Origin of the sequence: Pseudomonas sp. GW460-12-10-14-TSB1 (assembly GCF_017349775.1) — a bacterium.
Classification (GTDB): Bacteria; Pseudomonadota; Gammaproteobacteria; order Pseudomonadales; family Pseudomonadaceae; genus Aquipseudomonas; species Aquipseudomonas piscium.
Window position 1 is genome coordinate 1 of the sequence record NZ_JACNAC010000084.1, and the last position, 20483, is coordinate 20483.

The 20483-nt window shown below is 65.3% G+C and carries 19 protein-coding genes; 12 read left to right on the forward strand and 7 right to left on the reverse strand.

Translation table 11 applies throughout. From position 1 onward, the window contains the following. Positions 1–46 precede the first annotated feature (46 nt). Positions 47–1390 (reverse strand): CDP-diacylglycerol--serine O-phosphatidyltransferase, encoded by a 1344-nt coding sequence (gene pssA, locus J4D52_RS28840; protein ID WP_102676704.1) that lies wholly within the window; start codon positions 1388–1390, stop codon positions 47–49. A gap of 206 nt (positions 1391–1596) precedes the next feature. On the opposite strand from pssA, the gene J4D52_RS28845 reads away from it, so the two are divergent. After that, positions 1597–2175 carry a TetR/AcrR family transcriptional regulator gene (locus J4D52_RS28845; protein WP_102676703.1) on the forward strand — a complete coding sequence of 193 codons (579 nt, stop codon included), beginning with the start codon at positions 1597–1599 and terminating at the stop codon, positions 2173–2175. Between the two features lie 56 nt (positions 2176–2231). Then, positions 2232–2711 (forward strand): nuclear transport factor 2 family protein, encoded by a 480-nt coding sequence (locus J4D52_RS28850; protein WP_102676702.1) that lies wholly within the window; start codon positions 2232–2234, stop codon positions 2709–2711. Between the two features lie 108 nt (positions 2712–2819). Here J4D52_RS28850 and sfnG read toward each other — a convergent pair whose 3' ends face one another. Then, positions 2820–3914, reverse strand: coding sequence for a dimethylsulfone monooxygenase SfnG (sfnG, locus tag J4D52_RS28855; protein WP_102676701.1), 1095 nt, complete (start codon positions 3912–3914; stop codon positions 2820–2822). A 368-nt stretch (positions 3915–4282) separates the two neighbouring features. On the opposite strand from sfnG, the gene J4D52_RS28860 reads away from it, so the two are divergent. Together J4D52_RS28860 and J4D52_RS28865 are read left to right on the forward strand one after the other, a co-directional pair. Then, the gene (locus J4D52_RS28860; protein WP_025808676.1) at positions 4283–5521 is read left to right on the forward strand and encodes an acyl-CoA dehydrogenase family protein; all 1239 of its coding nucleotides are present in this window, start codon (positions 4283–4285) and stop codon (positions 5519–5521) included. A 226-nt stretch (positions 5522–5747) separates the two neighbouring features. Next, on the forward strand, positions 5748–6527 hold the full coding sequence (locus tag J4D52_RS28865; protein ID WP_009044159.1) for a TSUP family transporter: 780 nt from the start codon (positions 5748–5750) through the stop codon (positions 6525–6527). 75 nt (positions 6528–6602) lie between these two features. On the opposite strand, the gene nudC is transcribed toward J4D52_RS28865, so the two are convergent. From nudC to J4D52_RS28880, 3 genes are all read right to left on the reverse strand, one after another. Further along, a complete protein-coding gene (gene nudC / locus J4D52_RS28870; protein ID WP_025808674.1) occupies positions 6603–7433 on the reverse strand; it encodes an NAD(+) diphosphatase in 831 nt (276 codons plus the stop codon). A 6-nt stretch (positions 7434–7439) separates the two neighbouring features. After that, positions 7440–8252 carry a crotonase/enoyl-CoA hydratase family protein gene (locus J4D52_RS28875; protein WP_063431223.1) on the reverse strand — a complete coding sequence of 271 codons (813 nt, stop codon included), beginning with the start codon at positions 8250–8252 and terminating at the stop codon, positions 7440–7442. Between the two features lie 147 nt (positions 8253–8399). Next, entirely contained in the window at positions 8400–9182 is a 783-nt protein-coding gene (locus tag J4D52_RS28880) for a class I SAM-dependent methyltransferase (RefSeq protein ID WP_025808672.1), read from the reverse strand. A gap of 145 nt (positions 9183–9327) precedes the next feature. Here J4D52_RS28880 and J4D52_RS28885 point away from each other — a divergent pair, with 145 nt between their 5' ends. Then, entirely contained in the window at positions 9328–9564 is a 237-nt protein-coding gene (locus J4D52_RS28885; RefSeq protein WP_102676700.1) for a hypothetical protein, read from the forward strand. 103 nt (positions 9565–9667) lie between these two features. Beyond that, the gene (gene pncA / locus J4D52_RS28890; RefSeq protein WP_025808671.1) at positions 9668–10330 is read left to right on the forward strand and encodes a bifunctional nicotinamidase/pyrazinamidase; all 663 of its coding nucleotides are present in this window, start codon (positions 9668–9670) and stop codon (positions 10328–10330) included. 64 nt (positions 10331–10394) lie between these two features. On the opposite strand, the gene J4D52_RS28895 is transcribed toward pncA, so the two are convergent. Next, positions 10395–11696: an ATP-binding protein gene (locus J4D52_RS28895; RefSeq protein WP_063431231.1), complete on the reverse strand. Its 1302-nt coding sequence runs from the start codon at positions 11694–11696 to the stop codon at positions 10395–10397. 4 nt (positions 11697–11700) lie between these two features. Further along, positions 11701–12402: a response regulator transcription factor gene (locus J4D52_RS28900; RefSeq protein WP_007926528.1), complete on the reverse strand. Its 702-nt coding sequence runs from the start codon at positions 12400–12402 to the stop codon at positions 11701–11703. Positions 12403–12616: 214 nt separating this feature from the next. Between J4D52_RS28900 and J4D52_RS28905 the strand changes: the two genes are divergently transcribed. The 6 genes from J4D52_RS28905 to J4D52_RS28930 all read left to right on the forward strand — a co-directional run bounded on the left by J4D52_RS28905 (position 12617) and on the right by J4D52_RS28930 (position 20386). Then, positions 12617–13774, forward strand: coding sequence for an efflux RND transporter periplasmic adaptor subunit (locus J4D52_RS28905; protein ID WP_025808669.1), 1158 nt, complete (start codon positions 12617–12619; stop codon positions 13772–13774). 12 nt (positions 13775–13786) lie between these two features. Next, positions 13787–16915, forward strand: coding sequence for an efflux RND transporter permease subunit (locus J4D52_RS28910; protein ID WP_102676699.1), 3129 nt, complete (start codon positions 13787–13789; stop codon positions 16913–16915). A gap of 166 nt (positions 16916–17081) precedes the next feature. Continuing rightward, complete coding sequence (locus J4D52_RS28915) at positions 17082–17723, forward strand: DUF1345 domain-containing protein (RefSeq protein ID WP_028682563.1); 642 nt, start codon at positions 17082–17084, stop codon at positions 17721–17723. A 75-nt stretch (positions 17724–17798) separates the two neighbouring features. Next, positions 17799–18638, forward strand: coding sequence for an AraC family transcriptional regulator (locus tag J4D52_RS28920; RefSeq protein WP_102676698.1), 840 nt, complete (start codon positions 17799–17801; stop codon positions 18636–18638). Positions 18639–18690: 52 nt separating this feature from the next. Next, complete coding sequence (locus J4D52_RS28925; RefSeq protein WP_102676697.1) at positions 18691–19305, forward strand: LysE family translocator; 615 nt, start codon at positions 18691–18693, stop codon at positions 19303–19305. A gap of 136 nt (positions 19306–19441) precedes the next feature. Then, entirely contained in the window at positions 19442–20386 is a 945-nt protein-coding gene (locus J4D52_RS28930; protein WP_102676696.1) for a choline ABC transporter substrate-binding protein, read from the forward strand. Positions 20387–20483 lie beyond the last annotated feature (97 nt).

Sequence of the window (20483 nt, forward strand, 5' to 3'; positions counted from 1 at the left end):
TAAGCCCCGCAGGGGGCTTCGCGTTGTGGATCGTTCGTCGCGGACCTCAGAGGATGCGGTAGAGCAACCGCTCGATCCGCACCCGGCTGACCCGGCGCAGGAACTTGCCGACGGCCGCCGGGTAGTCCACCAGGGTTTCCAGGCGCTGGAAGTGCTCGATACGCCGGGTGTGGCGGAAGATCGTTTCCAGCTCCTGGCGCCGCGGTTCCAGCAACTCGCCCTTGGGGTCGTCGAGCAGCAAGGCGTTTTCCAGGTCGAGGCGGAAGGCCCGCGGGTTGAGGTTGTTGCCGGTGAGCAAGGTGTAGCGCTGGTCCACCCACATACCCTTGAGGTGGTAGGTGTTGTCGCCGTCGCGCCACAGGTGCAGGTTCAGGCGGCCGCTGTCGATGGCCTTCTGATGCCGCTTGGCGAAGCGCCGCAGGCTGATCTCATAGAGGTACGGCAGCGCGGCAATGACCTTGAACGGCTCGCTTGGCGGAATGTAGAAGTCGTTGGCGGTCTTGTCGCCGACGATGATGTCGATCTTCACCCCGCGCGCCAGGGCGCGGTTGATTTCCCGGGTCACCGCCAGCGGCAGGTTGAAGTACGGCGTGCAGATGGTCAGTTGCTGCTGGGCGCTGGCGATCAGTTCGCAGATGACCCGGCTCAGCGGGTTGTTCTTGCCCACCCCGAGCAGCGGGCTGACCGACAGTGTGTCCTTGAGTACCCCGCCGGCACTGGTGTCGTAGGCCGCGTGCTTGAGGCGGCTGCGCAGGTCGCCGATGTCGTTGCGCAGGCTGCGGGTGGTCGGCAGGTTCGGCAGGTCCAGGCGATGCACCGCCCGCGACGCCACCAGGCCATGCTGGACCAGGTGCTGCATGGAGTCGGCCAGCTCGCGGTTGTGCAGCAGGTGGTAGCGGTCGAAGCGGTATTTGTCGAACTTGTGCAGGTACACGTTGTTCAGGCTGGCGCCGCTGTAGATCACGCAATCGTCGATCACGAAACCCTTCAGGTGCAGCACGCCGAACAGCTCGCGGGTCTGCACCGGCACGCCGTACACCGGCACCACGCTGGCGTGGGTGCGGGTCATTTCCTGGTACCAGGCCGAGTTGCCCGGCTGCTTGCCGGCGCCGATCAGCCCGCGCTGGGCGCGCAGCCAGTCGACCACGACCACCACGTCCAGCTCCGGACGCGCGGCCTTGGCGGCGTGCAAGGCATCGAGGATTTCCTGGCCGGCCTCGTCCTGTTGCAGGTACAGGGCGACGATATAGATGCGCCGGGTGGCCTGGGCGATCTTCTCCAGCAGACAACGGCGGAATTCGGCGGCGCCATTGAGGATGGACAGGTCATCGGCAGCCAGCGGGAAGCTGCGCAACTTGGGCAGCAGGGAACGTTTGAAAAGCGACGGCATAGGGCTCGCAGAAGGTCGAATCCAAAAGAGCGCAAGAGCTTACACCAAGGTGCCGGTTCGGGTCTTGCGGGTCGCTGTGAAGATTTGTCGCCTGTCCCTCGTCCCCGCCGCACAACCGCTCGCAACTGGATGAACGACGACAATAATCTTGTGTGTGGGAAAATAACTTATTGACCAAGGAGAACGATCGTTCTACTGTACGCCACATGAACGAAATCACTAGCAATGACACACGCGACATCATTCTGGATGTCACCGAAAAGTTGATCTACAAAAGTGGCATCGCCGCCACTGGCATGGATCTTCTGGTGAAGACCGCCGGCGTCTCCAGAAAGAGCATCTACCGTTACTTCACCACCAAGGACGAACTGGTGGTGGCCGCCCTGCAACGCCGCGACCTGCGCTGGATGCACTGGTTCAGGAGCGAGGTGGACAAGGCCCCGACGCCGGCCGCACGCCTGCTCAAGCTGTTCACTGTATTGGGCGACTGGTTCGCCTCGGAGGACTTTCGCGGCTGCGCCTTCATCAATACCAGCGGCGAGACCGGCGACCCGCAGGACCCGGTACGGGTGGTGGCCAGGGAACACAAACAGAAACTGCTCGACTACGTAGTCGAGCTCTGCAAGGCACACATTTCTGAAAAACCCGGCACCGGGGATCCGGAGGAGCAAGCCAGACAGCTGCTGATCCTGATCGACGGCGCCATTACCGTTGCACTTGTGATGGGTGATCGCAGTGCCGCCGATAATGCGCAATGCATGGCGCGAAAGTTATTGGACCTGTAATCCTTTAAAACAAGTTCGACACCCTGCTGAACCTCAACTTTCATTGGAGACTTTAAATGTCATCTAACGCTGAAGTTCGTCCGCCACTTCCCCCTTTCACCCGCGAGTCGGCCATTGAAAAGATCCGCCTGGCCGAAGACGGTTGGAACTCCCGCGATCCGCAGCGAGTGTCCCTGGCCTACACCCTGGACACCCAATGGCGTAATCGCGCCGAGTTCGCCCACAACCGCGAAGAGGCCAAGGGCTTTTTGACCCGCAAATGGGCCAAGGAGCTGGACTATCGCCTGATCAAGGAACTCTGGGCCTTTACCGACAACCGCATCGCCGTGCGTTATGCCTACGAATGGCACGACGACTCGGACAACTGGTTCCGCTCCTACGGCAACGAGAACTGGGAGTTCGACGAGCACGGCCTGATGTCCAACCGCTACGCCTGCATCAACGACATGCCAATCAAGGAAAGCGAGCGTAAGTTCCACTGGCCGCTGGGCCGGCGCCCGGATGACCATCCGGGGCTGTCCGAGCTGGGTCTGTAACCTTCTTCTGTAGGAGCGGCCGGTCGACGCTCGATTGCCCGCGATGCAGACGACGCGGCATATCCGCCAGTCCGCTATCGCGAGCAAGCTTCGCTCCTACAGTCCATCTCAAGCCGCGGCATCCTGCCGCTTCAGTGCCGCCTTGGCTTCCAACTCGCGCACCAGTGGCAATACGCGCTTGCCGAAGTACTCCACCTCTTCCTGGAAATGCAGGAACCCCGCCAGCACCAGGTCCACCCCCACCGCCTTCAAGGCGACGATGCGCTCGGCGATCTGCTGTGGCGTGCCGATCAGGTTGGTCTTGAACCCGTCGTTATACTGCACCAGGTCCTCGAAGGTGGACTTGGCCCAGTTGCCCTCGCCTTCCGGCGATGCCTTGCCCGCCTGTTTCGCCGCGTCGCCAAAGGCGTTCACCGCTTCGGGGTCGGCCTGGTCGATGATCTCGGCCAGCACCGCGCGCGCTTCCTCCTCGGTGTCGCGGGCAATCACGAAGGCATTGACCCCGACCTTCACTGAGTGATTGTTGGCCGCGGCCTTGGCGCGAATGTCGTCGACCTGAGCCTTGATGCCTTCCGGCGTGTTGCCGTTGGTGAAGTACCAGTCGGACACCCGCGCCGCCATGTCCCGCGCGGCGCGGGAACTGCCGCCCTGGAACACTTCCGGCTGACCCAGCGGCTTGGGCTTGAGGCTGTAGTTGTCGAAGCGATAGAAATCGCCGCGAAAGGTGAAGTTGTCCTGGCTCCAGATGCCCTTGAGGGAACGGATGAACTCTTCGGAACGCCGATAACGCTCGTCGTGCTCCAGCCAGTGTTCGCCGATGGCCTGGAATTCGCCCTTGAACCAGCCGCTGACGATGTTCACCGCGATCCGGCCATGGGTCAGCTGGTCGATGGTCGCCAGTTGCTTGGCCGCCAGCGCCGGTTGCCAGGGACCGGGCAGGATCGCGGCGATCACCTTGAGCTTCTCGGTGGCGGCCAGCAGCGCGTGGCTGAACGCCACGGACTCATGCTGGAACTCGGCGCCGTAGCCGGCGGTGAAGCGGATCTGGGTCAGGGCGTACTCGAAACCGGCGGCCTCGGCCAGTTGCGCCAGCTTGCGGTTGTAGTCGATACCCCAGTGGGTGCGCTGCTCGATCTTGCTGACCACCAGCCCGCCACTGACGTTCGGCACCCAATAGGCAAATTTCACGGCTTGCTGACTCATTGGCTTGTCCTCGCGACTGAAGTGTCCGGGGAACAGAGCAGCAACCGTGCCAGCCGCAAAACACCAGAAGACACTCGCCCCTGTAGCCGCTGCCGCAGGCTGCGATCGGCTGCGCAGCAGACGCCGCTTTTGAAGGCCCTTCGGGCCTTTGCGTAGCCTTCGGCAGCGGCTACAGGAATCGGCCTGGATCTTGGGGAACGGGTCGATTTGTTGATGCGCTGTTGGCTGGGCAACAGTTGCCGGCGAGCCACCCTGCGCCCGGCCCACTGTTTACGGCCACCCGCCTCCCGGCACGGACCCTGCAATCCGCTCCGCAGAAACCAGGCTTTCACTGCCGAGCCAATTTATTGCTGAGAAGGAACTGTGCCATGACCGAACACCAGGTAATCAACCCATTGTCCGTAGGCGTCGACTACGAAGCCCTGGCCGGGCGCTTCCGGCCGATTTTCAGCCGGATCGCCGCCGGTGCGGTGGCGCGCGAGCAATCGCGCAGCCTGCCGTACGAGGCGATCCTGTGGCTCAAGGAGGCCGGTTTTGGCGCGGTGCGGGTGCCGGTGGAATACGGCGGAGGGGGCGCCTCCCTGCCGCAGTTGTTCCAGCTGCTGATCGAACTGGCCGAGGCCGATTCCAACGTGCCGCAAGCCTTGCGCGGGCACTTCGCCTTTGCCGAGGACCGGCTCAACGCCGCCCCGGGGCCGGCACGGGACCTGTGGTTCAAGCGTTTCGTCGAGGGCGACATCGTCGGCTGCGCCTGGACCGAGATCGGCAGCGTGGCCATCGGCGACGTCATCACCCAAGTCTCGCCGGATGGCGACAAATGGCGGCTCAACGGCGAGAAGTTCTACAGCACCGGGAGCATTTTCTCCGACTGGATCGATGTCTACGCCCGGCGCAGCGACACCGGTGGCGACGTGATCGCCGCGGTGCGCGCCCGCCAACCGGGCATAGTGCAGAGCGACGACTGGGACGGCTTCGGCCAGCGCACCACCGGCAGCGGCACTTCGCGCTTCATCGATGCCGAAGTCGAGGCCGAGAACCTTATCGACTTCGCCACCCGCTTCAAATACCAGACCGCCTTCTACCAGTTGGTGCTGCTGGCGACGCTGGCGGGCATCGGCCGCGCGGCCCTGCGCGATGTGGCCCACCAAGTGCGCAACCGCAAGCGCATCTACAGCCACGGCAATGCGCCACGGGTCAGCGAGGATGCCCAGGTGCAGCAGGTGGTCGGCGAGATCTCGGCCCTGGTGTACGCCGCCGAGGCCAGCGCGGTGCGCGCGGCTGAGCCGGCGCAGCAGGCGTACCTGGCGCGTTTTGCCGGTAATGACGAGGCGGAACGGGCGGCCAATGTCGCGGCGGAAATCCAGTCGGCCACGGCCCAGGTGGTGGTCACCGAGCTGATCCAGCGCGCCACCAGCGAACTGTTCAATGCCCTCGGCGCTTCGGATATCCGCCAGGGCAAGGCCCTCGATCGCCACTGGCGCAACGCCCGCACTGTGTCGTCGCACAACCCGGTGATCTACAAGGCGCGCATCGTCGGCGATTGGGCAATCAATGGCAGCGAACCACCCTTCGTATGGCAGATCGGCAACGGCCCCGAACGCCAATAGCAGCCTCACAGGCTCTCCTGTAGGAGCGGCCGGTCGACGCTCGATTGCCCGCGATGGCGTCAATGGCCGCGCCGCTATCCTGAAAGAATTGTGGCGTTTATAAGGGCCTCATCGCGGGCAAGCCTCGCTCCTACAAGTATGGGGCGGTCGCAGGCATCCGAGGTTATGGGTAAGATACCGACCTTTCGCGCAGCTCTTCTGCGCCCCGCCGAAATAAGTCGATCCCATGCCTTTCGAACTCAGCGTAGATTTGACCACCCTCGCCATTCTTGCCCTCGTCGCCTTCATTGCCGGCTTTATCGATGCCATTGCCGGCGGTGGCGGCCTGCTCACCACCCCGGCGCTGCTCACCGCCGGCCTGCCGCCGCACCTGGTGCTGGGCACCAACAAGCTGAGTTCGACCTTTGGCTCGGCCACCGCCAGCTTCACCTTCTACCGGCGCAAGCTGTTCCACCCGCGGCAATGGACCCACGCCATAGTCGGCACCCTGGTGGGTGCGCTGACCGGCGCGGTGGTGGCCCATTACCTGCCGGCCGAATGGCTGAACAAGATGCTGCCGGTGATCGTCTTCGCCTGTGGTGTTTACCTGCTGTTCGGTGGCACGCCAAAAGCCCCCCTGGACAGCGAGGCGCCAATCAAGAAAAAGTGGCAATCGACCCAGGGCTTCAGCCTCGGTTTCTACGACGGCGTGGCCGGCCCCGGCACCGGCGCCTTCTGGACCGTCAGCAGCCTGCTGCTCTACCCCATCGACCTGGTCAAGGCCAGCGGCGTGGCGCGCAGCATGAACTTCGTCAGCAACGCCGCGGCGCTGTCGATCTTCATTTTCTCGGGCCAGGTGGATTGGGCCATCGGCCTGAGCATGGGTCTGTCGTTGATGGTCGGCGCCTTCTTCGGCGCTCGCACCGCCATCAGCGGCGGCGCGAAATTCATTCGTCCGGTGTTCATCACCGTGGTCCTGGGCCTGACCGTGCGCCTGGCTTGGCAGCACTGGTTCAGCGCCGTCTGACCCGCTGAAACGACAGCGGGCGAACCCAGTGGATTCGCCCGCGCTATTTTCTTCCAGCTTCCTTCCAGCCGGCGCTCAACCCGGCAATACAGGCTCCGCCAACCCCAGGCGCCGGGCCACATACAGATCGATCAGGTAACGGGCAATCGAGCGCGACGCCGGCAGCGGCGGCAACGCATGCACGTTGAACCACTGCGCATCCTCGATCTCGTCTTCCTGGGGCACGATCTCGCCGCCGGCATACTCGGCATGAAAACCCAGCATCATCGAATGCGGGAACGGCCAGCACTGGCTGCCGATGTACTGGATATTCTTGACCTCGATCTGCACCTCTTCACGCACCTCGCGCACCAGGCAGTCCTCGGCCGACTCGCCGGGCTCGGCGAACCCGGCCAGGGTGCTGTAGACCCCGGGGACGAAACGCGGCGACCGCGCCAACAGCACCTCGTCACCACGGGTGATCAGCACGATCATGCTCGGCGAAATCCGCGGGTAGCTACGCAGGTCGCAGGGCTCGCAGTACATCGCCCGCTCACGCACCACCTGGGTCATGGGCTGGCCGCAGTTGCCGCAGAAACGATGCTCGCGGGCCCAGGTGCCGATCTGCGCGGCATAGCCCAGGACCTTGTACAGGGTGTGGTCGCCGTCGAGCATGAACGCCCGCAGGCCTTTCCAGTTGCAGCCCGGCACCTCGGAAACACTCTTGAGCTCCAGCAGGTACACCGGCTCGCCATCCAGGTGGCCGATGCCGTGCTCGGCGAGGATCGGCAGGTCCTGGCGCTTGAGCCATTCGCGGGGGAACAGCGCGCCGTTGTCGTCGAACAGAAAGCCCTGCGGGCCGCGGGCCACGGCCCAGCCGCCGGGAAGGTCGATATCCAGTACTGCGGTGGTCCAGCGTGAAGTCATGTTCAATCAGTCCAGAAATTCAGGTTTCTGTTTGCTCATATGGGCGGCCATGGCCACGCGCAGGTCGGTGGATTGCAGCATGGCGGCGTTCCAGGTAGCGATGTATTCCAGGCCGTCGTCGATGCGATGGTCGCGCATGTAGCTGATCATTTCCTTGGTACCGCTGACGGCGATCGGCGACTTGCTGGCGATTTCCCAGGCAATGCTCATCACGCCGTCGAGCAGGCTTTCGCTGTCGGCGTAGGTGCGATTGACCAGGCCGATGCTGCGCGCTTCCTCGGCGCCGAAGGTGCGTCCAGTGTAAGCCAGTTCGCGCAGCATGCCGTCACCGATGATACGCGGCAAACGTTGCAAAGTGCCGACATCGGCGGCCATGCCGATATCGATTTCCTTGATCGAGAATTGCGCGTCCGCGGCGGCGTAGCGCATGTCGCAGGCGGCGATCAGGTCGATGGCGCCGCCCAGGCAGTAACCCTGGATCGCCGCCAGCACCGGCTTGCGGCAGTTGTCGACGGCATTGAAGGATGCCTGCAGCTGCAGGATCTTGCGCCGCAGCAGGCGTGCGTTGCGCCCGACGTCCTTGCCCAGTTCGTTGGCCACGCCGGCCAGCATCATCAGGTCGATGCCGGAGGAAAAGTGCTTGCCGGCGCCGCTCAGCACCACCACGCGAACCGCGTCGGTGTCGTCGATCCAGCGGAAGATCTCGATGATCTCGCTCCAGAACGCAGCGTTCATCGAGTTGATCTTTTCCGGACGGTTGATCTGCACATGGGCGATGTTGTCAGCAAGTTCGACGCGAAAGGCTTGATATTCGGACATGGCAGCATTCCTTACCGGGCAAAAAAAATGAGGCCCGAACTATAGCAAGGGCCCGTGCCACGCAGTAAGGCAGCGCATCGGCCAAAACCGGGACTGGCAACACAGCGGCCCCCTGTAGGAGCTCGCTCCTACAGGGGGATTGCGCGATCACGGGATTTTGTGGGCACAGAACGCCGCGGTTTCGTAAGGCACGCTGACCACGCATTTGTCCCGCAGCTCCGGCTCCGCGGCAATCAAGGCGGCGATCTGCCGGTCGACCTGCGCCCGCTCTGCATCCGGCAAGGCGGCAATGAAACTGGTGGAGCGCACCCGATCGAAAATCACGTTCTCCGGCGCGCCGCTGTGGCTGTTGCTGAAGTGTTGTTCCTGCAAGGGCGTGAACCGCGGGTGGGGAAAGGCCTGGCGCCAGGCCCCGGTGTAATAGCGCGGCGTGTCGCCTTGCAGGGCGTTGACGATCCGGTCCAGGCGCTGCACCCACGGCACCCGCGCATCGCGCAGGTTCCACACCAGGCCCAGGCGACCGCCCGGCTTGAGCACCCGGGCGATTTCGTTCAACGCCTCATGGCTGGCGAACCAGTGAAAAGCCTGGGCGCAGACCACGACATCCACCGACTCGTCGGCCAGCGGAATAGCGTTGGCAGTGCCACTCAGGGCTTCGGCCCGGGGATGGCTGGCGGCGAGTTTGGCGAGCATTTGCGCCACTGGCTCCACGGCAATCACCCGCGCCCCGGTGGCCAACAGGCGCCCGGTGAACTTGCCGGTACCGGCGCCGAGATCGACCACCACCTGGCCCGCCTGCAAGCCCAGGCGGGTGCGCAGCCACTGGTCCAACGCCGGCGGGTAGTCCGGGCGGCCACGCACGTAGGTGTCGGCCGCGCCCTTGTAGCCGTCGGCGGCAGCGTGATGGATCGAAGGTTGCGGGTCTTTCATCGATCGCCTCCAGGTCATTGGCCAATGCTGCCCAGCATAGCCCCGCCGAGGCGACTGACGGCATGAAAAATCTGTCAGTTTGGGCTGCGCGGCCAGGGCGATGGACCTTTAATGGGGGGACCGCTATCCGAATGGAGACTGCGCGATGAACATCCGCCCCCTCGCCTTCGGCGCCCCGCTGCTGCTCGCTGGCGGCCTGCTGACAACCTTGCTGGCGGCCGCCGCCAACTGCCCGGACGGCCAGGTCTGGGACAGCAAGAACCAGCGCTGCGTCAGCCAGCGCACCACCCGGCTGCCGGACGCCGAGCGCGCCGGCTACACCAATGGCCTGCCCCAACAGGGCCGCTACGAAGAGCTCATTGCCACTGGCCGCAAGACCTGACGTCAGGTGGTGCCCATGCCCTGACCGGCGGAGCGGTGCCATGGACGGGGCGCGCTATGCTCTCGGAGAATGGACTGATCGTTCAACCTCAGGGAGCTTGCACATGCCTACGACCAAAACCTCCAGCAGCCGTCGCTCACGCAAGGCGCTGCTGGTCATCGACGTACAGAACGACTTCATCCCCGGCGGCGCGCTGGCGGTGCCGGAGGGCGATCAGATCGTGCCCTTGATCAATCGCCTGGGCGGCCACTTCAAGCAGGTGGTGATCGCCCAGGACTGGCACCCGGCCGGGCATATCTCGTTCGCCTCCAGCCACGAAGGCCACGCGCCGAACGACATCATCCAGCTGCCCTATGGCCCGCAGGTGCTGTGGCCGGACCATTGCGTGCAGGCCAGCCGTGGCGCCGAACTGCACCCGAAACTCAACCTGCCCCACGCCCAGTTGATCCTGCGCAAGGGCTGCAATCCGGATATCGACAGTTATTCGGCCTTCGTCGAGGCGGACCGCACCACCACGACCGGCCTGGCCGGCTACCTGAGCCAGCGCGGCATCGATACGGTGTATCTGGTGGGGCTCGCCCTGGACTACTGCGTGGCCTGGTCGGCGCTGGATGCGCGGGCGGCGGGCTTCAATACCTTCGTGATAGTCGACGCCTGCCGGGCCATCAACATGGACGGCTCGCTGGACAAGGCCACCCGGCAGATGCGCGCGGCGGGCGTGAACCTGATCAAGGCCAGCGAGCTACAGCCGACCGCGCTGTGCTGATGCAACAGCTTCCATAACGCCGGCTTGCCGGGCATTCCCCGTCGCAGGGGATGCCTGGCATGGCTCAGGCCGGCGTCGGCAGCCACAGGCGGAAACGCGCGCCGCCCAGCGGCGAGGCCTCGACGGTCAGGGTCCCGCCCTGGGCTTCCAGGGCCCGACGGCTGATCGCCAGGCCGAGGCCGAAGCCGCCGGTGGCGCGATCGCGGCTGCGGTCCAGACGGTAGAAAGGCTCGAACACCCGCTCGCGCTCGTCGTCGGGAATGCCGATGCCATCGTCGTCGACCCAGATTTCACAGCCGCTGTCGCTGACCTGCACCCCGACCTGGATGCGCTTTTCGCAATAACGCGTGGCGTTGCGCAACAGGTTCTGGATCGCCCGGGCAGTCAGCCGCGGGTCGAGGGTGAAGCGCTCCAGGCTGCCGTGCAGCAACACATCGATAACGATGTCCGGGGATTCCAGCTCGTCGTCGACGCTGCCGAGGATGCTGTCGATGAACTCGTCCAGCGACACCTCGACCTGCTCCGGCAACTGCGCCGGGATCTGCAACCGGCTGTAGGACAGCAGTTCGAGCACCAGCTCGTCCAGCTCGCGAATGTGCGCCACCAACCCTTGCAGGCGTTCGCGGCTGGTGGCTGGCAGGTCGTCGGAGAGCGCCAGGGCCAGGCCGAAGTCGAGCCGGGTCAAGGGGGTGCGCAGCTCGTGGGACACCGCGTTGAGCAGGTCGCGTTGCTGGTTCAGCAGGTTTTCGATGTCGCCGGCCATGGTGTCGAAGACATTGGCCAGGCTACCGATGTTGGAGCTGGAAGGGATCTGCGTGCGCTCGCTCAAGTGGCCCTTGCCGAAGCGCTCGGCGGCGTGTTTCAGGCGCTCCAGGTCGCGCCAGTGCGGCCGCAGCCAGAGCAACAGGCAGGCGAGCATGGTCGCGCCGATCAGCACGTTGATGCTCCAGTACAGCAGGCTGACGTCGATCGGGTCCGGCGGCACCACCATCTGCACCGCCATCTGCTCGTCCAGCGGCGCCACCGCGAGGGTGCGCCAGCCCCAGTCACCGACCCGCACCACGTTCTCGCCGCGTTGCAGGCGTTCGCGCTCGTACAGGGTGAAATCGGCATCGTCGTTGCGGGTCAGCACGATGTGCAGCGGCTGGAACTCCTGGTCCATTTCCGCGGCCAGGGCCGGCCACTGCTCCGGGGGCACGCCGCGAAACTGTTTGACGATCAGGGTCTGCAGGCCCCGGGAATAGTCCAGGTTGTAGGTGACGAAACGCTCGTGGAAGACCTTCACCACCAGCTCCGGTACCAGGTAGATCGCCGCGCTGAACGAGACGATGGTCACCAGGTACAGGCGAATCAGGATTCTCAGCATCGACTCAGCATTCCCATTCGGAACGGCTGAACAGGTAGCCCTTGCCCCACACGGTCTTGATCTTGCGCGCCTCGCCGGCGTGGTCGTCGAACTTGCGCCGCAGCTTGGAGATCGCCACATCCACCGAGCGGTCGGTGCCGTTGAACTCGATGCCCCGCAGGCGTTGCAGGATCTGGTCGCGGCTCAGCACCTCGCCGGCATGCCGGGCCAGTACCACCAACAGGTTGTATTCGCCGCTGGACAGCTCCACCAATTGATCGCGCCAGCTCACGGTACGCTCCGACAGGTCGATGCACAGGTTGCCCATGAGGATCCGGTCGCTGGCGGTCTGCGGCTCGCCGAGGCTGCTGCGGCGCAACAGGGTGCGCACCCGCGCCAACAACACGCGCGGCTCGCACGGCTTTGTCACATAATCGTCGGCGCCCATTTCCAGACCCAGCACCTGATCATGGCTATCATCACGGGCGGTCAGCATCAGGATCGGCAGCGACGCCGAGTCGGCCCGCAGCAGGCGGCAGACCTGCAGGCCGTCCAGGCCGGGCAGCATCAGGTCGAGAATCACCAGGTCCGGCGGATTGACCCGCGCCCGTTCACGCACCTGGTCGCCGCGGCTGATGACATTGACCTGATAGCCGTTGCGCTCCAGGTAACTGGCGATCAGTTCAGAAAGCGCGGGGTCGTCTTCGACCAGAAGAATGTTGGGCATGGATTGAAAGTCTTTGAGTGAAGAAAAACCCAGCGACAACCTTTCTTGGAGTGTCCCAGGGAAGCCGTCGCCCGATCAGCGAGGCACAAAGGATATACAACCTCGCGCGTGCCCGAGCATTCACTTCACACTTTTTCACACAGCACCTACACAGCTTCACAGCGGTTCTTGCAGCATGCCCTTAGCATGCCGCAGTCATCATTGGGGTATCAGCATGTCGAAAAACCTGTTTGCGCCGTTCTGCCTGTTGTTGCTGGCAGCCGCGCTGAGCGCTTGTGACAAGGCCTCCACCGCCGAAGAACAGGCGCCGCTGGCCAAGGTCCGGATCGAAACCATCGAGACTCGCCCGCTGTCGATCAGCAGCGAACTGAGCGGGCGCATCGCCGCGCCGCGCATCGCCGAGGTCCGTGCACGGGTGGCCGGCGTGGTGCTGCAACGGACCTTCCGCGAAGGCACCGACGTCAAACAGGGCGACGTGCTGTTTCGTATCGACCCGGCGCCGTTCAAGGCCGACCTCGACAGCGCCCTGGCCAGCCTGCGCAAGGCCGAGGCCAACGCCTTCCAGGCCCGCTTGCAGGAGCAGCGCTACGCCCAGTTGATCGCCGACAAGGCCATCAGCGCCCAGGAATACGACAACGCCCGGGCCAACGCGCGCCAGACCGCCGCCGACGTAGCGGCCAACCAGGCCGCCGTGCAGCGCGCCCGGCTGAACCTGGGCTACGCCACCGTCACCGCGCCGATTTCCGGGCGCGTCGGCCGCGCCCTGGTCACCGAGGGCGCGCTGGTGGGTCAGAACGAAACCACGCCGCTGGCGCTGATCCAGCAACTGGACCCGATCCACGCCGACCTCACCCAGTCGACCCGCGAGCTCAACGACCTGCGCCGCGCCTTCCGCGCCGGCCAGTTGCAACAGGTCGGCCAGGACCAGGCCAAGGCCACGCTGATCCAGGACGACGGCAGCCTCTACCCGCTGCCGGGCAAGCTGCTGTTCGCCGACCTCAGCGTCGACCCGAGCACCGGCCAGATCATCCTGCGCAGCGAGTTCCCCAACCCGGACCTCGACCTGTTGCCCGGCAGCTTCATTCGCGTACGCCTGGAGCAAGCGGTGAACAGCCAGGGCATCAGCGTGCCGCAGCGCGCCATCCAGCGCGACAGCGCCGGCATCGCCCAGGTGCTGCTGGTGGATGCCGAGCAGCGGGTGGTGCAACGCCCGGTGCAACTGGGCGCCGCGCAAAAGGACCGCTGGATCGTCAGCGAAGGCCTCAAGGCCGGCGACCGTATCGTCGTCGAGGGCCTGCAGCACGCCCGTCCGGGCGAAAAGGTGCAGATCGACGACAGCCCTCTTCCCCTTGCCCAGACCACTGGACAGTAGGTAGGAACCCTCATGCCGCAATTCTTTATCGACCGTCCGGTGTTCGCCTGGGTGGTCGCCCTGTTTATCCTGCTGGCCGGCGCCCTCTCCATCCCGCAGTTGCCGGTGGCGCAGTACCCCGACGTCGCCCCGCCGAGCATCGAGATCTACGCCGTGTACCCGGGCGCCTCGGCGCAGACCGTGGACGAAAGCGTGGTCAGCCTGATCGAGGAAGAGCTCAACGGCGCCGACCACCTGCTGTACTTCTCCTCCCAGAGCAGCCTGGGCAGCGCCACCATCACCGCCACCTTCCAGCCGGGCACCAACCCGGAAATGGCCCAGGTCGACGTGCAGAACCGCCTCAAGGTGGTGGAGCCGCGCCTGCCGCAAGCGGTGACCCAGCAAGGCCTGCAGGTGGAAAAGGTCTCGGCCGGTTTCCTGCTGCTGATCACCCTCACCTCCAACGACGGCCAGCTCGACGACGTGGCGCTCAGCGACTACCTGGCGCGCAACGTGATGAACGAGATCCGCCGCCTGGACGGGGTCGGCAAGGCCCAGCTGTACGGCGCCGAGCGGGCCATGCGGGTGTGGATCGACCCGCAGAAGCTGATCGGCTTCAACCTGACCCCGGCCGACGTCAACGCGGCGATCGTCGCGCAGAACGCCCAGGTCTCGGCCGGCAGCATCGGCGACCTGCCGGGCAGCTCGACCCAGGAAATCACCGCCACCGTGCTGGTCAAGGGCCAGCTGTCGACCCCGGAAGAGTTCGCCGACATCGTCCTGCGGGCCAATCCGGACGGCTCCACCGTGCGCGTCGGCGACGTCGCCCGGGTGGAAGTCGGCAGCCAGGAATACCAGTTCTCCACCCGCCTCAACGGCAAGCCTTCCACTGCGGTCGGCGTGCAGCTGTCGCCGGGGGCCAACGCCCTCAACACCGCGACCCTGATCCGGGCGAAGATGGACGAGCTGGCGCGCTACTTCCCAGCCGGCGTGGAATACAAGATCCCCTACGACACCTCGCCCTTCGTCAAGGTCTCGATCACCAAGGTGGTCTACACCCTGGGCGAGGCCATGCTGCTGGTGTTCGCGGTGATGTTCCTGTTCCTGCAGAACATCCGCTACACCCTGATCCCGACCCTGGTAGTGCCGGTGGCGCTGATGGGCACCTTCGCCACCATGCTGGCGCTGGGTTTCTCGATCAACGTGCTGACCATGTTCGGCATGGTCCTGGCCATCGGCATCCTGGTGGACGACGCCATCGTGGTGGTGGAGAACGTCGAGCGGATCATGGCCAGCGAAGGCCTGTCGCCCCGGGAGGCGACGCGCAAGGCGATGCAACAGATCACCGGCGCCATCGTCGGCATCACCCTGGTGCTGGTGGCGGTGTTCCTGCCGATGGCCTTCATGCCGGGTTCGGTGGGCGTCATCTACCAGCAGTTCTCGCTGTCGATGGCCACCTCGATCCTGTTCTCGGCCTTCCTCGCCCTGACCCTGACCCCGGCCCTGTGCGCCACCCTGCTCAAGCCGATCGCCAAGGGCGAGCACCATGAAAAGGCCGGCTTCTTCGGCTGGTTCAACCGGCGCTTCGAAAACCTCAGCGACGGCTACCAGCGCTGGGTCGCCTATGCGCTGAAGCGCTGCGGCCGCTATCTGCTGGTGTACGGCGTGCTGCTGGTGGGCCTGGGGCTGCTGTTCAGCCGCCTGCCCTCTTCGTTCCTGCCGGTGGAAGACCAGGGCTACACCATCACCGACATCCAGCTGCCACCGGGCGCGAGCAAGAACCGCACGATCCAGGTGGTGGAGCAGATCGAGGCGCACAACGCCAGCGAGCCCGGGGTCGGCGACAGCACGGTGATTCTCGGCTTCAGCTTCTCCGGCAGCGGGCAGAACGCCGCGCTGACCTTCACCACCCTCAAGGACTGGTCGCAGCGCGGCAGCGACGATTCGGCGCAATCCATCGCCGACCGGGCCAACGCTGCCTTCAGTGAAATCAAGGACGCGGTTTCCTACGCCGTGCTGCCACCGCCGGTGGACGGCCTGGGCACTTCCAGCGGCTTCGAATTCCGCCTGCAGGACCGCGGCGGCCTCGGCCATGCCGCGCTGATGCAGGCCCGCACCGAGCTGCTGGCGGCGGCACAAAAGAGCCCGATCCTGGTCAACGTGCGCGAAAGCGCCCTGGCCGAGGCGCCGCAGGTGCACCTGGAAGTCGACCGCAAGCAGGCCAATGCCCTGGGCGTGTCCTTTGCCGACATCGGCAATGTGCTGTCCACCGCGGTCGGTTCCAGCTACATCAATGACTTCCCCAACCAGGGGCGGATGCAGCGGGTGGTGGTCCAGGCCGAGGGCGACCGGCGCAGCCAGGTGGAAGACCTGCTGAAGATCCATGTGCGCAACAACCTCGGCAAGATGGTGCCGCTGTCGGCCTTTGCCCAGGCCCGCTGGACCCAGGGCCCGACCCAGCTGACCCGCTACAACGGCTACCCGGCCGTGAGCATTTCCGGCGAGCCGAGCGCGGGCCACAGCACCGGCGAGGCCATGGTGGAAATCGAGCGCTTGGTCAGCCAGCTGCCGGCCGGCCTGGGCCAGGAGTGGACCGGCCTGTCGCTGCAGGAACGCCTGTCCGGCAGCCAGGCGCCGCTGCTCCTGGGGCTGTCGCTGCTGATCGTGTTCCTGTGCCTGGCGGCGCTGTACGAGAGCTGGTCGATTCCGACCTCGGTGCTGCTGGTGGTGCCCCTGGGCGTGCTCGGCGCGGTGCTGGCGGTGACTCTGCGCGGCATGCCCAACGACGTGTTCTTCAAGGTCGGGCTGATCACCATCATCGGCCTGTCGGCGAAAAACGCGATCCTGATCATCGAGTTCGCCAAGAGCCTGTACGACGAAGGCCACGACCTGGTGGACGCCACGGTGCAGGCCGCGCGCCTGCGCCTGCGGCCGATCGTCATGACCTCGCTGGCGTTCATCCTCGGCGTGGTGCCCCTGGCCATCGCCAGCGGCGCCAGTTCGGCCAGCCAGCAGGCCATCGGCACCGGGGTGATCGGCGGCATGATCACCGCGACCCTGGCGGTGGTGTTCGTGCCGGTGTTCTTTGTGGTGGTGATGCGGCTGGTCAGACGCGGCAGTAAAAAAGCAGCGAGCGTCACGGCGCCAGGAGCCGCCGAATAGTCATGCGGCGGCGGGTCTTCAGTGCACCGCGTCATCGCTGAAGATTTATCGCGAGCAAGCTTCGCTCCTACAGAAGAAGACCTATGTGACCGCAGGGTACCGCCGCCCCTGCGGCCACGGGGCCGGCATGCTAAGGTTTGCGGCAAGTCCGCCGCAGCGAGCCGTCATGTCCCTTCTTGTACGTACCCACCCTCGCCTGACCATCGGTGCCCTGATCGGCCTGGCGGTGGGCATCCTGGCACCGGCCGACCTGCTGATCAGCAAGATTCTCATCGGCTGGAACGCCGGGGTCTGGAGCTACCTGGCGCTGATGTGCTGGCTCACCGCGCGGTCCAGGGCCGACGACGTGAAACGCATCGCCGAGGTCGAGGACGAAAACGCCGGACTGGTGTTGTTCATGGTGTGCATCGCGGCCATCGCCAGCCTCGCCGCCATCACCTTCTCGCTGGCCGGCAGCAAGGACCTGGAAACCGGTCGACGCCTGCTGCATTACGCCTTTACCGGCCTGACGGTGCTGGGTTCCTGGTTGCTGATCGGGGTGATCTTCAGCGTGCACTACGCCCGCCTCTACTACACCTGGGGCGGCAAGGAACCGGCCCTGCGTTTCGCCGAAGGCCTGACCACCCCCAATTACTGGGACTTCCTGTATTTCTCCTTCACCATCGGCGTGGCGGTGCAGACCTCCGACGTCGGCGTCGCCACCCGCGAGCTGCGCAAGATCGTCCTGGCCCAGTCGCTGATCGGTTTTCTGTTCAACACCGCGATCCTCGGGTTTTCCATCAACATCGCCGCCGGGCTGTTCGGTTGATGCCGCACAAATGTTCTAGATCCGCCCCGGCCGGCGGGCGCTAACTGGCGTTCCCGCCCTTGTCACGGATATTCCATGAACGCGCACAACTGGATCGATCTGGCCCAGGACGCCGACACCGGTATCGAAACCCTGCGCGCCCATTTCACCGGCCATGCCTACGATCCCCACTGGCATGACAGCTACCTGGTGGGCGTGACCGAAGAAGGCGTGCAGCAATTCCACTGCCGGCGCGAGCGCTTTCACAGCACCCCGGGCAAGGTATTTTTGCTCGAACCCGGGGAAATCCACGACGGCGACGCGCCCACCGAAGGCGGCTTCACCTACCGCATGCTGTACCTCGACCCGCAGTGGCTGGAGCGTGAACTGAGCGCGCTGTTCGAGGAGGCGCCGGCCGACAGCCAGCTGAGTTTCGCCAACAACCTGGCCAGCGACCAGCGCCTGGCCCAGGCCACCAGCACTGCCTTCCACAGCCTGCACCACGGCGAGCTGCGCATCGTCCGCCAGAGCGCCATGGACCAGTTGCTCGACCAGCTCACCGGGCACCTGCGCTGGCGCAAGCGCTACCACCAGGACCCGCGCCTGCCGCTGGTGGCGCACAAGGCCCGCGACTACCTGCATGCCCATGCCCAGCAGGACATCAGCCTGGACGAGCTGGGCGCGGTCTGCGGTGTCGACCGCTTCCGCCTGACCCGTGCCTTCAAGGCCGCCTATGGCCTGCCGCCCCACGCTTACCTGGTGCAATTGCGCCTGGCCAAGGCCCGGCGCCTGCTGGCCCGCGGCGCACAACCGGCCGAGGTGGCCATGGCCCTGGGGTTCGCCGACCAGAGCCATATGGGCCGCTGGTTCGTCCGCGCCTACGGCCTGACCCCGGCGGCCTACCGCAAGCGCTGCTCAAACCTTCCAGACGCCTGAACCCGCGCCGGCGAAGATCGCCTCCATCGATCTTCACTGGAGCCTGCCTGCGATGTTGCCTTCCCTGTCCACCCTGCTGCCCTTCCTGCTGTTCGCCTTCGTCGCCTCGATCACCCCGGGGCCGACCAATATCCTGCTGCTGAGCAACAGCGCCCGCTACGGTTTCAGGGCTGCGCTGCCGATCGTTCTCGGCGCCTGCGTGGCCGCCGCCGGCATCGTCATGCTGGTGGGCAGCGGCCTCGGCCGCACGCTGATGGAGGTGCCCGGCCTGCCGAGCGCCATGCGCTGGGCCGGGGTGATCTGGCTGAGCTACCTGGCCTGGCAGATCTTCCGCGCCCCGGCGCCGTCCCTCGACCCACAAACGGACACCAGCCACAGGCGCCTGGGCCTGCTCGGCGCCGCCAGCCTGCAACTGGTCAACCCGAAAACCTGGATGATGGCCCTGGTCGTGGTCAGCGTATTCGCCGGCAACGGCAGCGAACGCCAGGGCCAGGTGTTGTACCTGTCGCTGGTATTTTTCCTGGTGTCCCTGCCTTGCCTCGGCACCTGGGCGCTGCTCGGCGCCGGCTCCGCCCGGCTGCTGCGTTCGCCGCGGGCCATGCAGCCTTTCAACCGGGGCATGGCGCTGTTGCTGCTGGCCTCGGCCTGGGCGAGCCTGTGGGCCTGAAGCCGTCGGGTCGCCCCAGTGCAAGAGCCGGTCGCCTCAGGGCGCTTTCATAACGATCAGGGTTACCTAAAGTGGTGGGCACGGCGCAACAAGACGCCGCCCCCGACAATAACAACCTGCCGGACGAGACCCTGTGATGAAAACCCTGTTCAAGCCTTGTCTCCCGCTTCTCTGTGGCGCCCTGCTGCTCAGCGCCAATGCCTGGGCCAGCGAGCCCGCCTCCTGCAAGACCGTGCGCATGGGCGTGGTCAACTGGACCGATGTCATCGCCACCAGTGGCATGGCCGACGTGCTGCTGACCGGCCTGGGCTACGACAGCAAACAGACCAGCGCCGTGCAGCAGATCATCTTCGCCGGCATCCGCGACAAGCGCCTGGACATCTTCCTCGGCTACTGGAAACCGGCGATGGACAAGAACATCGCGCCGTTCCTCGAGGCCGGGCAGGTCAAGGTCCTGGATCAACCCAGCCTGGCCGACGCCCAGGCCACCCTCGCTGTGCCCGACTATGTCGCCGCCGCGGGGCTGAAGACCTTTGCCGACATCGCCCGCTTCAAGGAGCAACTGGGCGGCAAGATCTATGGCATCGAGCCCGGCAGCGGCGCCAACACCACCATCAAGACCATGATCGACAGCGACCGTTTCGGCCTCAAGGGCTTCAAGCTGGTGGAGTCCGGCGAGGCCGGCATGCTGGCGGCGGTGCAACGGGCGATCAACCGCAAGGAGTTCGTGGTCTTCGTCGGCTGGACCCCGCACCCGATGAACATCAATATGCGGATCGCCTACCTGACCGGCAGCGAAGACGTCTACGGGCCCAACGAAGGCGCGGCCAGCGTGTCCACCGTCACCGCGCCGGACTACGCCGAGCGCTGCCCCAACGTCCAGCGCCTGCTGCAGAACCTGACCTTCACCGCGGCCCAGGAAAGCCAACTGATGGTGCCGATCATGGAACGCAAGACGCCCCAGGACGTGGCGCGGCAATGGCTGCGCGAGCATCCCGAAGACCTGCAGCGCTGGCTGGCCGGGGTCAGCAGCTTCGATGGCAAGGATGGCGTGGCCGCCGTGCAGGCCAGCTTGAAATAGTGACGTCCTGCCGGCCTTATCGCGAGCAAGCTCGCTCCTACAGATATTTGCGCCATTCCCTGTAGGAGCAGCCGGTCGATGCTCGACTGCTCGCGAT